This is a genomic window from Mesorhizobium sp. WSM4806, assembly GCF_055811635.1.
On the sequence record NZ_JBVVQZ010000024.1, the window covers coordinates 42,449 to 57,659 of the forward strand.

Genomic DNA, 15,211 nt, shown 5'->3' on the forward strand with positions numbered 1-15,211 from the left:
TATTCTTTTTCCCCCCCCCCCCCTCCCCGGGCCCAACCCGGCAACAAAAAAAAACTTCACCCCCTCCCCGGGCGGGTTTTAAAAAACCCCCCCGCGGCCGCCGTCCGATCAGGCAAAAACGCGCTTCATGACGAGGGGGCCGTGCAGAATGTTATCCAGAGATTCTCTTTCCAATCGTCAGGTGCGGAACGGCTTAGAGGCATCTCTATAGGATATCTTCGCGCGCCCACGCTCACCATACGCCGGATAATTGCAGCGAACGCGTGCACGATGCTTGCCGGTATCTTCATACCTGATGGCGCCGTTCGCGTCTGTTTCGACTAAGCCAATAGCGACGTCGAAGTCATAGTCCCCATCTCGCGAGACGCTGTTGTTCAGGATGCTGAGCTGGGACCGAGGTGGCATCTGGAAAATTGGCAGTGTAAAGATCAGCTGCTCCGCCGCCATCAAGGGCGTAGCCACCAACACGCCGGCAAAGAATGCAATGGCGCGCATTTCCTCCTGGGGAGGCGAGACCATTGCCTCTCGCGTCGACATTCGATTCACTGTTCCAGGCAGTGGGCCGAGGCATTCAGCTGCGTTTTGCGTTGCATGTCTCCTTCCTTTCGTCATATCGAGTCAGACCATCAATGGCAAATCCTCCGCGCCGACCGACAAATCCACTGGCTGCTGCCGAAGCCGCCTTCAAGCCTGCCAAGAAGCCGATCGCACCGATTCGCGAAACCGCAACTGCTCCAAATGTCAGAGAGCTTGTTTCAATCAGGATTGATCGAGCTGTCTTGGATTATTTCCAGGGCGACGGACCGGGCTGGCAGGACCGTATTAACGACGCTTTGCGGGCCATGGTCGAGAAGCGGATCGCCGCCGAGGACGACCGTCCGGACAAGGTCACCTAACGGAAAATGTGAGCGCCTGGCGCGATCGCGGGACGGGTTTCGGTCAAGCCGGCAAGGATCGCAGTCCGGTCGGAGGGCTCGTCTCAGGCACCGGCGCCGGGGCAAGCTGCTTGGCCATGTCGATGAGCGGCAGCCTGATGATCGCGCGAAGGCCGTTGCTCCGGTTTTCCAGCACGATGTCGCCGCCATGGTGGCGGGCGATGGCGCGGGCAATTGACAGGCCGAGCCCGACGCCGCCGGTCTCCCGGTTGCGCGACTGCTCCAGGCGGAAGAAGGGCGCGAACACCTGTTCCATGTCGGCTTGCGGAATGCCGGGCCCGGCGTCCTCGACCACGATGTCCAGGCTGTCGGTGCGCCTGACCAGGCTCACCCTGGCCTGCTCGCCATAGCGGACGGCATTTTCGACGAGGTTGCGGATCGCCCGGCGCAGCGAGTCCGGCCGGCAGCGATACAGCACCTTTGGCCCGTCGCTGACGGTGATGTTTTGGCCCAGCTCCGCGAGGTCGTCGCAGAGGCTGCCGACCAGCGCCGAAAGATCGACGGTTCGCGTCTCCTCCACCGCGGCGTCCTCGCGCGCGAAGGCGAGCGCTGCTTCCGTCATCGTCTGGATTTCCTCGATGGTCTTCAGCATTTTTTCCTGAAGATCGTGATCCTGGACGAACTCGGCGCGCAGCCGCAGCGAGGTCAGCGGCGTGCGCAGGTCGTGGCTGATCGCCGCCAGCATGCGCGTGCGGTCCTCGACGAAGCGCTGCAGGCGCTCCTGCATGCGGTTGAACGCCTCGGCGGTCTGGCGGATGTCGTCCGGCCCTGATTCCGGCAGCCGTGGCACGGCCTCGCCGCGGCCGAACAGTTCCGCGGCATTGGCGAGCCGTCGCAGCGGACGCGCGATTGCCTGCGCCCCGAAAATCGCTATGGCGGACAGGATGAGTGCGGTGAGCGCCAGCGATATCGCCGATTGCGCGGTCCAGAAGGCGCTCGGCATCACCTTGGCGTAGGCGGCATTCAGCCAGGTGCTGTCGTCAAGGCGGACGGAAAGCCCCATGCCGTTTGGGGCGCCGTCCAGATACAGAAACTTGGCAGGTCGCGTGAACGGGCTGCCACTGCCGGACAGGTCCAGCATGCGCGGCGGCACCGAAGGATCGGCGGCAGCGACCGCGTTCGAGGCCTGCCCGTTCATGTAGGCTGCATATTTGGCGGCAATGCCGGGCAGCGGCTTGGCGAGTTGCGTCAGCGCCTCCTGTTGCCAGGCGAGGGGGTTGCTCGGCCCGTCGTGCGAGGTCCAGAAGCGCGTATAGGCCGTGCCGCTGACGTTGAGGATGTCGGGTCGAAGCGAGGGCGGCGTCGTGTCCAGCAAAATGGCAAGCGAGGACGTGCGGCTGACGAACTCGCCCTTGGCCGCCGCGTGCAGGGCTTGTCCGCGCTCGTCCCACGAGATCAGGAAGGTGATCGCCTGCGACAGGGCGAGCGCAAGCAGCACCAGCATGAGGAAGCGGACCGCCAGGCTGCGTCTCCATAACAGCATCATGCCTGGGCCACCTCGGCGGTGAAGCAGTAGCCGCCGCCCCAGTGCGTCTTGATCAGCATCGGATTCTTCGGGTCCGCCTCGATCTTCTTGCGCAGCCGGCTCACCTGGTTGTCGACGGCCCGGTCGAAACCGTCGGCCGAGCGCCCGACGGTGAGGTCGAGCAACTGATCCCGGCTGAGCACGATTCCGACATGCTCGATAAAAGCGGTGAGAAGGCGGAATTCGGCCGTGCTGAGCGCGACCGCCACGCCGTCGAGCCCGACCAGCTCGCGGCGGCCGACATTCAGCGTCCAGCGGTCGAAGCGCAGCGCGTTCGACTTGAGCCGACCGCGCTGCGGCGGCAGGCTGTGGACGCGCCTGAGCACAGCCTTGATCCGCGCCAGCAATTCCCGCGGATTGAACGGCTTCGTCAGGTAGTCGTCGGCCCCGATCTCGAGGCCGACGATCCGGTCGACCTCCTCGGCCATGGCGGTAAGGAAGATGATCGGAACGTCAACCGTTCCGCGCACGTGCCGGCAGGCGGCAATGCCGTCCTCGCCAGGCATCATGACGTCGAGGACGATAAGATCGGGCAGGCTGCGGTCGAGCAGCCGCTTGAGCGCGGCCGTGCTGTCGGCGACGCTGACGCGATAACCCTGCTGCGTGAGGTATTTCCCCACGAGATCGCGGATGTCCCTGTGGTCGTCGACGACCGCAATGTGCTGCGCCACTTCCATGCAATGCTCCAAGGTCGCCGCTGAATAGTCGGTCAGTATCGACGATATCTAGTTTGCGTCTACACGGATGATCACCTTCCGCGCCATGGCGGCAATCTCGCCCGACATCAACAAAGCGTGAGAAGTGTAACGAAATGTATCAGAGCACTGCGCCCGCGACAACTTGCGATGAACTGCCGGTGTTCGGGACAAGGTTCTGCGACAGCTCCCGCCTAACTTGGCCCCGTCGCTAGCCGGGACGTCCGGTCTTTGTCGCCAGGGGCGGCATCCAGACTCGGTCCTCGCCAGCCTTTGATCGAAAGGATTGCACAATGGCCAGATTGATCATCAACGGCATGCCACGTGACATCGAGGTCGATCCGGACACGCCGCTGCTGTGGGTGATCCGCGAGCAGATCGGGCTTACCGGAACGAAGTACGGTTGCGGCGTTGCCGCCTGCGGCGCCTGCACCATCCATATAGACGGCGTCGCCACGCGCTCCTGCGTGCTTCCGGTGAGCGCGGTCGAGCCCGACCAGCAAATCACCACCATCGAGGGGCTTTCGCCGGACAGCTCGCATCCGGTCCAGCAGGCCTGGCTGGCGCTCGACGTGCCGCAATGCGGCTACTGCCAGGCCGGCATGATCATGGCTGCGGCGGGTCTGCTCATGCAGAACCCGAACCCCGCGGACGAGGACATCAACGCCGAGATCACCAACATCTGCCGATGCGGCACCTACAACCGGGTGCGCGCCGCGATCAAGCTGGCCGCCAAAGCCGGCGAAGCAACGCAACGCGGCTGAGGAGAACAGTCATGAACGCCACAATTTCCCTCTCCCGCCGCAGCTTCATCATTGGCGTGGCCGCCTCGGCCGGCGGCTTGTCCCTCGGATTCAACGTGCCGTTCATCAAGCCGGCACGCGCCGAGGGCAGCGAGGCGGCGCCGGAGATCAATGCCTGGGTGGTGATCAGGCCCGACGATACCGTGGTCATCCGCATCGCCCGCTCCGAGATGGGGCAGGGGACGCTGACCGGCCTGGCGCAACTCGTCGCCGAGGAGCTGAACTGCGACTGGTCCAAGGTCACGACGGAATACCCGTCGCCGGCCCAGAACCTGGCGCGCGACCGCGTGTGGGGGAATTTCTCGACCGGCGGCAGCCGCGGCATCCGCGAGTCGCACGAGTATGTGCGCATTGGCGGCGCCGTTGCGCGCGAGATGCTGATCGCCGCCGCGGCCGCCGAATGGGGCGTGCCGGCCAGCGAATGCACCGCAAGGATGGGCATGGTCACGCATGCAGCGTCGGATCGCGCCACCTTTTATGGACAGCTGGCTGCCGCCGCCGCGCGAATGACGCCGCCCGCCAATGTCACGCTCAAGGACCCGAAGGATTGGACCATAGCCGGCAAGCCGCTGCCGCGGCTCGACACGGCCGACAAGCTTAACGGCAGCCAGGTCTACGGCGCCGATCTCAAGCTGCCGAACATGCTCAACGCGGCGATCCGGGCCTGCCCGTATTTCGGCGGCAAGGTGGCGAGCTTTGACGCGGCGGTGGCGGCGGGCATGCCGGGCGTGCGCACTGTCGTTCAGGTCGACGAGACCGCCGTTGCGGTTGTCGCCGACACCTGGTGGCGGGCGAAGACCGCTCTCGATGCCTTGCCGATCGTCTGGGACGAAGGTCCCAACAGGCAGGTCACCAGCGCCTCGATCGCGGCGATGCTCGAAGAGGGACTCGCCGCAAATGACGCCTTCATCGGCGCCAGGCAAGGTGACGCCGGTGCTGCCCTGTCCGCCGCCGGCCGGACGGTCACGGCGACCTACGCCTTCCCCTACCAGAACCACGCGACCATGGAGCCGATGAACGCGACGGCGCTCTACACGCCGGAGCGCTGCGAGGTGTGGGTGCCGACCCAGAATGGCGAGGCCAGCCTTGCGGCAGCGGCCGAGGCCGCCGGCCTGCCGGTGCAGCTATGCGAGGTGCACAAGATCCATCTCGGCGGCGGCTTCGGCCGACGCGGCAACTTCCAGGACTATGTGCGCCAGGCGGTCAGCATTGCCAAGCAGGTGCCGGGAACGCCGGTAAAGCTCATGTGGTCGCGCGAAGAGGATATGCTGCACGGCGCCTATCACCCGACCACCCGATGCCGGCTGACGGGCGCGCTCGACGCGGACGGCAATTTGACCGCTCTGCACATGCGCATATCCGGCCAGTCGATCCTTGCCGCGGTGCGGCCGCAGGGCATGCAGAACGGCATGGACCCGGTGGTCTTCCAGGGCCTCGTCCTCAGCGGCACCGAAGGCACGCTGGGCTATACGGTGGACAATCTGCTTGTCGACCATGCCATGCGCAACCCGCCGATCCCGCCAGGTTTTTGGCGCGGCGTCAACCTCAACCAGAACGCGCTTTACGTCGAGTGTTTCATGGACGAACTCGCCCATGCGGCCGGCGTCGACCCGCTCGCCTTCCGCCGCAAGCTGATGGCCAAACATCCAAAACATCTCGCGGTGCTGGAGGCGGTTGCCGAACGGATCGGCTGGGACACCCCGCCCGCGGCCGGCATTCACCGCGGCCTGGCGCAGATCATGGGTTTCGGCAGTTATGTGGCGGCGGCAGCGGAGGTTTCGGTGACTGATGGGCAGCTCAGGATCCATCGCATCGTGGCGGCCACCGACCCGGGTCATGTCGTCAACCCCGCCCAAGTCGAGCGGCAAATCGAGGGCTCCTTCGTCTATGGCCTTTCCGCCTGCATCTACGGCGAATGCACGGTCAATGGCGGCCGCATGGAGCAGGAAAACTTCGACAGCTACGAGGTCCTGCGCATGGCCGAAATGCCTGATGTGGAGACGATCATCCTGCCGTCCGGTGGCTTCTGGGGCGGCGTCGGCGAGCCGACCATCGCGGTCGCCGCGCCGGCCGTCCTCAATGCGATCTTCGCCGCCACCGGAAAACGCATCCGCACGCTGCCGCTGAAGAACCATGACCTCGCCTGATATGAGGCGCGCGAAGAACAGGCCTGGCGGACGGGCGCTCGCGCCTGTCCTGCTTGCGGCGCCTGTCCTGCTTGCGGCGCTTGCGGCCAGCGCGCCGGCATGGGCCGACGCGGCGCCTGGTGCTACGGCATGCACCGGCTGTCACGGGCCGGCGGCACTCGGCTCAGCCATCCCTTCGCTCGACGGCCACGCGGCAGACGACATCGTCGCCCAGATGCAAGCCTTCCGTTCCGGTGAGCGCAAGGCAACGGTCATGGACCGCATCGCCAGGGGATTTACCGAGGCGGAGACGCGCGCCATCGCCGAATGGCTCGCCAAGCCGGAGGCCGTACGCCATGCCCAGCCGTAGAGCCCTGATCGGCGGCGTGGCGGCTAGCGTCGCCGCGGCCGTCCTTGCCGCGCCGCAGCTGCGCGCACAGACGCAGCCCGGCGTGGTCATTGTCGGCGGCGGCTTTGCCGGGGCAAGCTGCGCCCGCGCGCTGAAACGGCTGGATCGCGATCTTGCGGTGACGCTGATCGAGCCAGAGCCCGCCTATCTGGCCTGCCCGTTCAGCAATGCCGTGATTGCCGGGCTGCGTGGCATCGAGGCGCAGACTTTCAGCTATGACCAGTTCGGCGACATCGCGCTGATCCGCAAGCGGGCTGTCGCCGTCGATGCCGAGCGCTGGCGTGTTCGCCTGGAGGATGGCACGGACATCGACTACGACAGGCTGGTGCTGGCGCCCGGCATCGACCTGCGCTTCGACGCCTTGCCGGGCTACGACGAGGCGGCGGCGGCGATCATGCCGCATGCGTGGAAGGCTGGCGCGCAGACGCTGCTGCTGCGCGACCAGCTCGCGGCGATGCCGGACGGTGGGGTCGTCATCCTCGCCGCGCCAGCCAATCCGTTTCGCTGCCCGCCCGGTCCCTACGAGCGGGCAAGCCTGATCGCGCATTATCTCAAGACCAGCAAACCCAGATCCAAACTGATCATCCTCGACGCCAAGGACGCCTTTTCGAAGCAGCGGCTGTTCGAAGCGGCCTGGCAAGAACTCTATCCCGGCTTGATCGAATGGGTGCCGCTGTCGTCGGGCGGCAGGGTGACGGAAGTCGACCCGGCGACGAGGACGCTGGTGACCGAGTTCGGCGATCACAAGGCGGATGTCGCCAATGTGATCCCGCCGCAGCGTGCGGGCGCGATTGCGCAGTCGGCCGGCGTTGCCGACCAGACGGGCTGGTGCCCGATCGACCCGGTCACCTTCGAGTCCCGCCTGCAGCCGGCGATCCACGTCATCGGCGATGCGGCGATCGGCGGGGCGATGCCGAAATCCGCCTTCAGCGCCAACGCCCAGGCAAAAGCTTGCGCCGCCGCGGTCGCCGCCCTGGTCAGGGAGCGGCAGCCGGCGCAGCCGAAGCTCATCAACACCTGCTACAGCCTGGTCGCGCCCGGTTACGGCATTTCGATCGCCGGCGTCTACCAGCCGCGTGACGGCCTGCTTGCCGAAGTGGAGGGTGCGGCCGGCACCAGCCCGCTCGAAGCGCCGCTTTCCGTGCGCGAACTGGAAGCGGTCTATGCGCAGGATTGGTTCCGGACGATCACCAGTGAAGTGTTCGGATGATGAGGGTGGCTTTTCTGGCTCTGATGGGATTGCAGCTTGCGGCCTCGCCCGGTGCCGGCGAGGAGACGGGGTCTTATGTCGTGACCGGCGATGCGATCATGCAACCTCTGATTGTCGACAAGGGTGATCCGACGCGCGGCGCCGCGCTGATCGCGGACCGGCAGCGCAGCCTCTGCACGCTCTGCCACAGCGGGCCGTTTCCCGACGCGCATCTGCACGGCACGCTGGCGCCCGACCTGACCGGCGTCGGGGCAAGACTTTCGGAAGGCCAGATCCGGCTGCGCGTCGTCGACATGAAGCGGCTCGTGCCGAACACGATCATGCCTTCCTACTATCGGGTCGCGGATGAGCAGGGCCGGCGCGTCGCCACCGTCTGGCGCAGCAAGGCGATCCTGGGCGGCGCCGATATCGAGGATATCGTCGCCTATCTCACGACGCTGAAGGGGTGATCATGCACCAAGACCCGCTTCGAGTTTACGCAGGCCTGGGAGTTTACGCAGGCCTGGTTGGGCGGCGGCAGTTTCTTCGGGCCGGCATGACCGGCCTGCTGGCGATCAGCCTGCCGCGCTGGGCCGTTGCCCGTCCGAGCCTCGAGGAAGCGATCCGGACCTTCACCGGGGGCGCCAACGTTCTCGATGGCCGCGTCCGGCTCGACCTGCCGCCTCTGGTAGAGAACGGCAACGCGGTCGGGATCACAGTCGTCGCCGAGAGCCCGATGACCGAAGACGACCATGTCCGGCGCATCGCGGTCTTCAACGAGAAAAACCCGGAGGCGAATGTCGCGGTTTTGCACCTCGGGGCGCGCTCCGGCCGCGCCATGGTCTCGACGCGGATCCGGCTCGCGACCTCGCAGGTCGTTGTCGCGGTCGCTGAGATGAGCGACGGCAGCTTCTGGTCGAGCCGGGCGAGCGCCATCGTCACGCTGGCCGCCTGTATCGAGGACCTTTCATAATGGCGCGCGCGCTCGTCAATGTGCCGAAAGTGGCCAGGCAGGGCGAAGTCGTCGAGATCAAGGCGATGATCGCCCATCCCATGGAAACCGGCTATCGTATCGGCCCGAACGGCTCCAACATCCCCCGCGACATCATCCGCCGTTTCACCTGCACCTACAATGGCGAGGAGGTGTTTTCGGCCGATCTCTTTCCAGCGGTATCGGCCAATCCGTTCATTGCCTTCACGCTCGTTGCCACGACGAGCGGCACGATCGACTTCACCTGGACCGACGATGCCGGGAAGACCCAAACGGCGTCGGCGACGATCACGGTGAGCTGATGCGCGCCCTCGCGGGCCTGGTGGGGATTATCGCGGCGGTCGTCTGCGGCATTGCCATCGCCGCCGACATCGAAGACGTCGAGAAGCGCTCCGGCTTCGACTTCATGACGCCGCAGACGCAGGCGCTGCAGGCCGACGACATGAGCAATCCCGGCATGCTGTGGGTGCTGCAGGGCGAACAGCTCTGGCAACAGGCGCAGGGCAGGGCGGATGTCGCCTGCTCCGGCTGCCATGACGATGCCCGCCAGACGATGCGCGGCGTTGCCGCGCGCTACCCGGCCTTTGACGCGGCGACCGGCCGGCCGATCGACCTTGCCGGGCGCATCAACTCCTGTCGAGCGGAGCGGCAGCAGGCCGAGCCGCTGGCGCCGGAGTCCGACGCTTTGCTCGCCCTGACGGCCTATGTGACGCATCAGTCGCGCGGCATGCCAATCACACCGGCGACCGACGCCCGGCTCGCGCCGTTTCGCGACAACGGCCGGCGTCTGTTCCAGAGCCGCATCGGACAGCTCGAGCTTTCCTGCGCCTCCTGCCATGACGACAATTGGGGCAAACGGCTTGGCGGCAGTGTCATCCCGCAGGCGCATCCGACCGGCTATCCGCTCTACCGCCTGGAATGGCAGACGGTCGGCTCGCTGCAGCGGCGCCTGCGCAACTGCATGATCGGGGTCAGAGCCGAGCCCTTCGAATTCGGCGCAGCCGAACTCGTCGACCTGGAGCTCCATCTGACGGAGCGGGCCCGCGGCCTTCTGGTCGAGACGCCGGCCGTGCGGCCGTGATGCCGGGCTGTGGCCGTCGTTTCCTGCCTAGAACAAAGCGGCTATCACCGCGATCAGGGCGACTGCAAGCGCGACAAGGCTTGGAACCATCACCGCAACGCCGGACACAGTCGCCAGCCCCGCTATCCAGTCAAATTTTCTGTCGGCAGTTTCGCCCATTGTCGCTTCCCTTAGAGATCAACGCCTGTTCGGTGATGGCTGTTCCACATCCGGCAGCGGGGTGTCGGCCGCCTCGTTGAGAAGCACCCGCTCCGCTGCTCCGTCCAGGTCCTCGAGCTGGCCGCTTTTCATCGACCATAGGAAGGCGAGAAGCCCAACCAGGCCCATGCCGAGTGCTACGGGGACCAGCCAGGCGAGCAGGCTCATGCAGCCTCCGCGAGATGAGTGGACGTCACGCCACCTTGTATTCCTTGCGGATCTCGGCTCGGACCCGAAAGACGAAGCGCATTGGCAACCACCAGGATGGATGATGTGGACATCGCCACCGCCGCGACCAGCGGCGTAACGTGGCCTGTAACCGCGAGCGGGAGGGCCAGCGCATTGTAAAGGATGGAGAGCCCAATGTTCTGGGTGACGAGCTGCCTGGCCTTGCGGGCAATGGTGATCGCTTTCGGAACGCTGTCCAGGCTGGAGCCCAGGAACACGAGATCGGCCGCGTTGCGCCCGACGTCCGCGGCCGAGGAGGGCGCCATCGACACGTGAGCCGTTCCCAATGCGGGCGCGTCGTTGAGGCCGTCACCGACCATCAGCACCTTGCGGCCCTGCGCGCGCAGGACTTCCAACCGCGCGACTTTGTCGCGAGGAAGCATCCCGGCAGTGGCTGCTGCTACGCCGAGCATGCCTGCCACCTTCCTTACCTCCGTTTCCACGTCTCCGGACAGGATCTCGACGCCGAGGCCGAGACTGCGCAGGCGCTTTGTAGCGGCGGCGGCTCCGAGACGGAGGCTGTCGGAAATCCGGAACGCGCCGAGGACGCGGCCGTCAGCCGACAACCAGGCTTCGGCCGAGGCGGAACCGGCAGTGGAGCGGGCGTCGACCCAAGATTGGCGGCCGAGCCTGTAAACGCGGCCGCCGACCGTGCCTTCGATGCCGTTTCCGGGCTCCTCCCGAATCTGCTCGACGGCAGCCTGCCCGGCCGGATGCAGCGCCGCCACCGCTCGCGAGGCAGGATGCCGAGAGAACCGGGCAAGCGCGGAGGCCGCTTCGATCTCGTCGTCCGGCACCGTGAAAGACGCCACTTTTGTCAGGCCTGAGGTGAGCGTACCCGTCTTGTCCAGTGCGACGTGATCGACTTCGGCCAGCCGTTCCAAAGCCGCGCCGTCCTTGAGGGTCACACCGAGAGCGAAGAGACGCCGCGCAGCGACGGCTTGGACCATCGGCACGGCCAGGCCCAACGCGCATGGGCAGGTGATGATGAGGACGGCGATCGCCACCGTCAGTGATCGGTGCAAGTCTCCGGTGGTGATCATCCACCCTGCAAAGGTGGCGAAGGCAAGCAGATGGACCACCGGCGAATAAAGCGAGGCGGCCCGGTCGGCGATGCGCCGATAACGGGCGCGGCCGCCTTCGGCAGCCTCCATCAACCGCATCATGTCAGCAAGGAAGGACTCTTTCTGAGGTCGGTCGACACGCAACGTCAGCGGCCCGTCGAGGTTGAGCGATCCCGACAGCACGCTGGCCCCCGGTCGGACCGACTCCGGGGCGGACTCGCCCGTCACAACCGACAGGTCGAGCGAGGCGTTTCCGGAAATTACGGTGCCATCGGCCGGCACGCGCTCTCCCGCGAGAACAAGGACAGTCTCGCCGCTGCGGATAGCGGATACGTCGCGATATTCGCGTTCGCCATCGGGCGTGAGCACCGTGGCGCCTCGCGGCATCATCCGCGCGAGCGACCTGACCGCTTCGCGAGCGCGTCCGCGCATCGCCTGGTCCACAGCGCGTCCAGCCAGCAGGAAGAACAGCAAGGATGTCACCGCATCGAAGTAAGCATGGGCTCCGCCCGTCACCGTATCGTATGCGCTGAGGCCGAATGCGAGCAGCACGCCGACGCTGATCGGCACGTCCATGTTCGTCCGGCCGCCGCGCAGGGCGCTCCACGCGGAAGCGAAGAAAATCCGGCCCGAATAGGCCAGCGTCGGCAACGCGAGGGCCGTGGAGATCAGGTGGAATGCGTGCCTCGTGCCGGCGTCCGCTCCCGACCAGACCGAGACGGAAAGAAGCATGATATTCATGGCGGCGAAGCCGGCAACGGCCGTGGCGCGCAGCAAGCGGCCCATCTCCGGATCGCCGTCTCCGTTCTCAGGCTCGGCGAGTGTTGCTTCGTAACCGGCTTTTCGAAGCGTTTCGATCATCGGCGGCACGGCGCCGTCCCGCCGCCACTTCACTACGACACGTTTTGCGGTCAGGTTCACCCGTGCGGAAACGATGCCCTCGACTTGGCTGAGCAAGCCTTCGATCGCGCCGATGCAGCCTGCGCAATGCACCTGAGGGACGGAAAAGTCCGTCTGAATCGTACCATCGTCGAGATCTCGGCTCGCAAAGACCACCTCTTGCGAGACGATCTCGCGCCGCCCGGGCCCAATCATCAGGGCCGCCTCGGATCCCGGCGCGCAGCAACTCATCGATCAGGCCTCCGGCCGGGCCACTGCCCGGTAGGCGTGCCATGTCGCGTGTCCGAGCAGCGGGAAGATGACGATCATGCCGATAAGGCCAGTGGCGACGCAGATGCCGAAAAGCACGAGCACCATGGCACCCCAGGCGATCATCGGCGGCAGGTTGTTCCACACCATTTTCATGCTCGTGGCCATCGCGGTCAGAGCATCGACGCGCCGGTCAAGCAGCATAGGAACGGCAAACACGCTGATCGAAAACGCGAAGGATGCGAACAGACCGCCGATCGCCGTTCCTATGATCAACATCGCCCATCCCGACGGCGTGCCAATCAGTATCCCGATCACATTGTCGAGGCCCGGAAACGCCGTCACGCCAAAAAACAGCGCCCACAGGAGAACCGCCGCCCGCATCCAGAGCAGCATCAGGAGACAGAGAAGCAGGCCCGTGAAGAAGATCTGCGCGCCCGCTCTCGGTCGCACATGAAGCATCGAAGCAAGCCCGATTTCGCGGCCTTCGCCGATCGCGCGGCTCTTCTCGTAAAGCCCGATCGCCAGGAACGGTGCGACGATCAGGAAGCCGGCAAGCGATGGGAACAGGATATAGTCGCGACCGAACTCGACGAGGGTCCACACGAACGCCACCGAAAGCACGAAAACGCCGACACCGTAAGCGAGGCTGGAGGCGGGGCGGGTCCAGAAATCGCGCCAGCCCTCAGCGAGCCAACGCAATCCTTCCAGGACCGGAAGGTGGCGTTGAAGCTTGGGATCCCGGGTTTCCCCGATGCCGGATGTCTCGCTCAGCAGCCAGTAGGATTCGTCGGCCTCGCCCATGTCTTTCTCCTTCAGCAGGCTGACTTGGCGGCGCGATATCCGCCGCCGTCGCTGGTATCCTTCACGTGCGCCACGCAGTCCGGCTGCGATTGGAACGCCACGTAGACAAGATGCGCGTTGGCGCCGGCGAAGAGCAGCAGCCCCGCCGGGACGAGCAACCAGAGGATCCATCCGCCGGGAAGGCGAGTGCTTCTGCGGGGGGTCATGGCTGGCGCGTCCCCAGGTCATGGACAAAAAGCGCAAGTGTCCGAATTTCCGCGGTGGTCAGCCGCTCGTCCCAGGTCGGCATGTGGCCTTGCCGGCCACCGTGGACGGAAGCGATGATGGTGTCCATGCTTCCGCCGTAGATCCAGTACGCGTCGGTCAGGTTCGGCGCTCCGACCTCGCGATTGCCTTGCGCGTTCTCGCCATGACAGGCCGCGCATGTCGTCACGAAGACTTCCTTGCCGGCGTTGATGCGGCCGAGGTTCTGCGGTGTCGAGGTGTCGGGATTTGTCAGCGAGTAGACATAGGCGGCAACGTCGCGCACCTGGTTCCGGTCGAGCATGTCGTCGCGGCCGAAAGCAGGCATCTGCCCGATACGGCTTTCGGGATGGGCGGTGTTGATGCCGACGCGCATCGTCTGCTCGATCAGCTGGGGACCGCCGCCCCACAGCCAGTCGTCGTCCGTGAGATCGGGATAGTTCGCGCCGCCCTTGCCGTCGCGTCCGTGGCAGGCGGCGCAGTTGTCGCCGAACAGCTGCTGCCCGGTGTGACGGACGGTCTGCATCAGAGCTTCGTCCGCCATGATGGCGTCGTAAGGTTCGGATTCGAGCCGGGCCGTCCAGGCGGCGCGCTCGCGCTGGCCTTCAATCACCCGTGCTTCAACCGTCGTCTGCTGATCAACGCCTAGAAGCCCTTTGGTGTATGTCGTTCCCAACGGCCATGCCGGCACAAGGAACCACCATGCGAGCGCCCAGATATGCGTGACGATCAGGAACATCAGGACCCCGCGCGGGACCGGCGTGTCCAATTCCTTGATGCCGTTCCACTCGTGGCCAGTCGTTTCGCGGCCGGTAGCGGGATCGCGTTCGCTTACTTCCATGGCTTGTCGTCCCGATCGAGGATGCTGGTCTTGGCCCTGTCGAAACGTTTTCGGTTGGACGGCCAGAAGGCGTAGACAACGACACAGAGGAAGAAGCCCATCAGGTAGAAAAGGCCCCAGCTCTTGGACAGGGCAACGAGCGTGTCGTGGTCGAAATCCATCATCGGTCCTCCCGTCAGCTTTCCGGGTCCGGCTTCTTTTCCGGCGCCGCCGTATCCTCGTACGCGGCTCCCGTCAGCCTGCCCAGCACCTGCAGGTAGGCCACCAGCGCGTCCATCTCGGTGACGTGTGTGGTGACGCCGTCGAATGCGCTCACCTGGGTTTTGTCACCATACCGCTCAGTCACCCCGCTTGAGAAATCAGTGTCGGGGGTCGCCTGCCCGTAGGCGTCGCGGGCAGCGTTTTCCACCATCGCCTCGGTATAGGGTACGCCGAGTGCCCGCTGGGCCGCCAGATGCTGCGGCAGGTCGTCCGTCTTCAGCGTCGTGCGGGCAAGCCAGGTATAGGCGGGCATGTTCGATTCCGGCACGACGTCGCGTGGATTCGTCAGATGTGCGACATGCCAGAAATCCGAATATTTTCCCCCAACACGCGCAAGGTCGGGTCCGGTCCGCTTCGACCCCCAGAGCATCGGCCGGTCGTATTGGGATTCCACGGCGAGCGAATACGGACCGTAGCGCTCGACCTCGTCGCGCAGGGTGCGGATCATCTGACTGTGACAGGCGTAACAGCCTTCACGGACATAGATGTTGCGGCCCGCGAGCTCCAGCGGGGTGTAAACCCGCATGTCGGGCGCCTGCTCGACGGTTTCGTCGATGGTGAACAGGGGAGCAATCTCGACGATGCCGCCAACGCTGGCCGCAGCTATTATTCCAAGTACGAAGAGGATCGCGGACCGCTCGATCTTGCGGTGGAAAAGTTCAGGCATCC

General features: G+C 65.4%; 20 protein-coding genes. 9 read left to right on the forward strand and 11 right to left on the reverse strand.

The window, feature by feature from the left end; genetic code table 11:
- Positions 1 to 177 precede the first annotated feature (177 nt).
- Positions 178 to 495: a hypothetical protein gene (locus AC0L2M_RS29600; protein WP_473536617.1), complete on the reverse strand. Its 318-nt coding sequence runs from the start codon at positions 493 to 495 to the stop codon at positions 178 to 180.
- 134 nt (positions 496 to 629) lie between these two features.
- Between AC0L2M_RS29600 and AC0L2M_RS29605 the strand changes: the two genes are divergently transcribed.
- Complete coding sequence (locus AC0L2M_RS29605; RefSeq protein ID WP_473536653.1) at positions 630 to 896, forward strand: BrnA antitoxin family protein; 267 nt, start codon at positions 630 to 632, stop codon at positions 894 to 896.
- A gap of 43 nt (positions 897 to 939) precedes the next feature.
- On the opposite strand, the gene AC0L2M_RS29610 is transcribed toward AC0L2M_RS29605, so the two are convergent.
- Together AC0L2M_RS29610 and AC0L2M_RS29615 are read right to left on the reverse strand one after the other, a co-directional pair.
- Entirely contained in the window at positions 940 to 2,421 is a 1,482-nt protein-coding gene (locus AC0L2M_RS29610; RefSeq protein ID WP_473536618.1) for an ATP-binding protein, read from the reverse strand.
- Entirely contained in the window at positions 2,418 to 3,137 is a 720-nt protein-coding gene (locus AC0L2M_RS29615) for a response regulator (RefSeq protein ID WP_023798507.1), read from the reverse strand. Before AC0L2M_RS29615 ends, AC0L2M_RS29610 begins: the two co-directional genes overlap by 4 nt.
- Positions 3,138 to 3,448: 311 nt before the next feature.
- Here AC0L2M_RS29615 and AC0L2M_RS29620 point away from each other — a divergent pair, with 311 nt between their 5' ends.
- The 8 genes from AC0L2M_RS29620 to soxA are packed head-to-tail and all read left to right on the forward strand — an operon-like array spanning position 3,449 to position 9,754.
- Positions 3,449 to 3,919 carry a (2Fe-2S)-binding protein gene (locus AC0L2M_RS29620; protein WP_128172455.1) on the forward strand — a complete coding sequence of 157 codons (471 nt, stop codon included), beginning with the start codon at positions 3,449 to 3,451 and terminating at the stop codon, positions 3,917 to 3,919.
- Between the two features lie 11 nt (positions 3,920 to 3,930).
- The gene (locus AC0L2M_RS29625; protein ID WP_473536620.1) at positions 3,931 to 6,105 is read left to right on the forward strand and encodes a xanthine dehydrogenase family protein molybdopterin-binding subunit; all 2,175 of its coding nucleotides are present in this window, start codon (positions 3,931 to 3,933) and stop codon (positions 6,103 to 6,105) included.
- On the forward strand, positions 6,092 to 6,454 hold the full coding sequence (locus AC0L2M_RS29630; protein ID WP_473536621.1) for a c-type cytochrome: 363 nt from the start codon (positions 6,092 to 6,094) through the stop codon (positions 6,452 to 6,454). The genes AC0L2M_RS29625 and AC0L2M_RS29630 overlap by 14 nt, the downstream gene beginning before the upstream one ends.
- Positions 6,441 to 7,703 (forward strand): FAD-dependent oxidoreductase, encoded by a 1,263-nt coding sequence (locus AC0L2M_RS29635; protein ID WP_473536623.1) that lies wholly within the window; start codon positions 6,441 to 6,443, stop codon positions 7,701 to 7,703. Before AC0L2M_RS29630 ends, AC0L2M_RS29635 begins: the two co-directional genes overlap by 14 nt.
- Positions 7,703 to 8,152, forward strand: a complete 450-nt coding sequence (gene soxX, locus AC0L2M_RS29640; protein ID WP_473536654.1) for a sulfur oxidation c-type cytochrome SoxX — start codon at positions 7,703 to 7,705, stop codon at positions 8,150 to 8,152. The genes AC0L2M_RS29635 and soxX overlap by 1 nt, the downstream gene beginning before the upstream one ends.
- 2 nt (positions 8,153 to 8,154) lie before the next feature.
- The gene (locus tag AC0L2M_RS29645) at positions 8,155 to 8,655 is read left to right on the forward strand and encodes a SoxY-related AACIE arm protein (protein WP_473536624.1); all 501 of its coding nucleotides are present in this window, start codon (positions 8,155 to 8,157) and stop codon (positions 8,653 to 8,655) included.
- Positions 8,655 to 8,975, forward strand: coding sequence for a thiosulfate oxidation carrier complex protein SoxZ (soxZ, locus tag AC0L2M_RS29650; RefSeq protein ID WP_023798501.1), 321 nt, complete (start codon positions 8,655 to 8,657; stop codon positions 8,973 to 8,975). Before AC0L2M_RS29645 ends, soxZ begins: the two co-directional genes overlap by 1 nt.
- Positions 8,975 to 9,754 carry a sulfur oxidation c-type cytochrome SoxA gene (soxA, locus tag AC0L2M_RS29655; RefSeq protein WP_128168219.1) on the forward strand — a complete coding sequence of 260 codons (780 nt, stop codon included), beginning with the start codon at positions 8,975 to 8,977 and terminating at the stop codon, positions 9,752 to 9,754. Before soxZ ends, soxA begins: the two co-directional genes overlap by 1 nt.
- A 27-nt stretch (positions 9,755 to 9,781) precedes the next feature.
- On the opposite strand, the gene AC0L2M_RS29660 is transcribed toward soxA, so the two are convergent.
- From AC0L2M_RS29660 to ccoO, 8 genes are read right to left on the reverse strand one after another with little or no spacing between them, the layout of a single operon-like run.
- Positions 9,782 to 9,913, reverse strand: coding sequence for a hypothetical protein (locus AC0L2M_RS29660; RefSeq protein ID WP_023798499.1), 132 nt, complete (start codon positions 9,911 to 9,913; stop codon positions 9,782 to 9,784).
- A gap of 18 nt (positions 9,914 to 9,931) precedes the next feature.
- Positions 9,932 to 10,120, reverse strand: a complete 189-nt coding sequence (ccoS, locus tag AC0L2M_RS29665; RefSeq protein WP_128168220.1) for a cbb3-type cytochrome oxidase assembly protein CcoS — start codon at positions 10,118 to 10,120, stop codon at positions 9,932 to 9,934.
- On the reverse strand, positions 10,117 to 12,375 hold the full coding sequence (locus AC0L2M_RS29670) for a heavy metal translocating P-type ATPase (RefSeq protein WP_128168221.1): 2,259 nt from the start codon (positions 12,373 to 12,375) through the stop codon (positions 10,117 to 10,119). Before AC0L2M_RS29670 ends, ccoS begins: the two co-directional genes overlap by 4 nt.
- A 3-nt stretch (positions 12,376 to 12,378) precedes the next feature.
- Positions 12,379 to 13,197 carry a DUF2189 domain-containing protein gene (locus AC0L2M_RS29675; RefSeq protein WP_287228108.1) on the reverse strand — a complete coding sequence of 273 codons (819 nt, stop codon included), beginning with the start codon at positions 13,195 to 13,197 and terminating at the stop codon, positions 12,379 to 12,381.
- Positions 13,198 to 13,208: 11 nt separating this feature from the next.
- On the reverse strand, positions 13,209 to 13,355 hold the full coding sequence (locus tag AC0L2M_RS29680; RefSeq protein WP_473536626.1) for a hypothetical protein: 147 nt from the start codon (positions 13,353 to 13,355) through the stop codon (positions 13,209 to 13,211).
- A gap of 44 nt (positions 13,356 to 13,399) precedes the next feature.
- Positions 13,400 to 14,281: a cytochrome-c oxidase, cbb3-type subunit III gene (gene ccoP, locus AC0L2M_RS29685; RefSeq protein ID WP_128168224.1), complete on the reverse strand. Its 882-nt coding sequence runs from the start codon at positions 14,279 to 14,281 to the stop codon at positions 13,400 to 13,402.
- Positions 14,272 to 14,442, reverse strand: coding sequence for a CcoQ/FixQ family Cbb3-type cytochrome c oxidase assembly chaperone (locus AC0L2M_RS29690; protein WP_023798493.1), 171 nt, complete (start codon positions 14,440 to 14,442; stop codon positions 14,272 to 14,274). Before AC0L2M_RS29690 ends, ccoP begins: the two co-directional genes overlap by 10 nt.
- A 14-nt stretch (positions 14,443 to 14,456) precedes the next feature.
- Entirely contained in the window at positions 14,457 to 15,209 is a 753-nt protein-coding gene (gene ccoO / locus AC0L2M_RS29695; protein ID WP_023798492.1) for a cytochrome-c oxidase, cbb3-type subunit II, read from the reverse strand.
- Between the last annotated feature and the right edge of the window lie 2 nt (positions 15,210 to 15,211).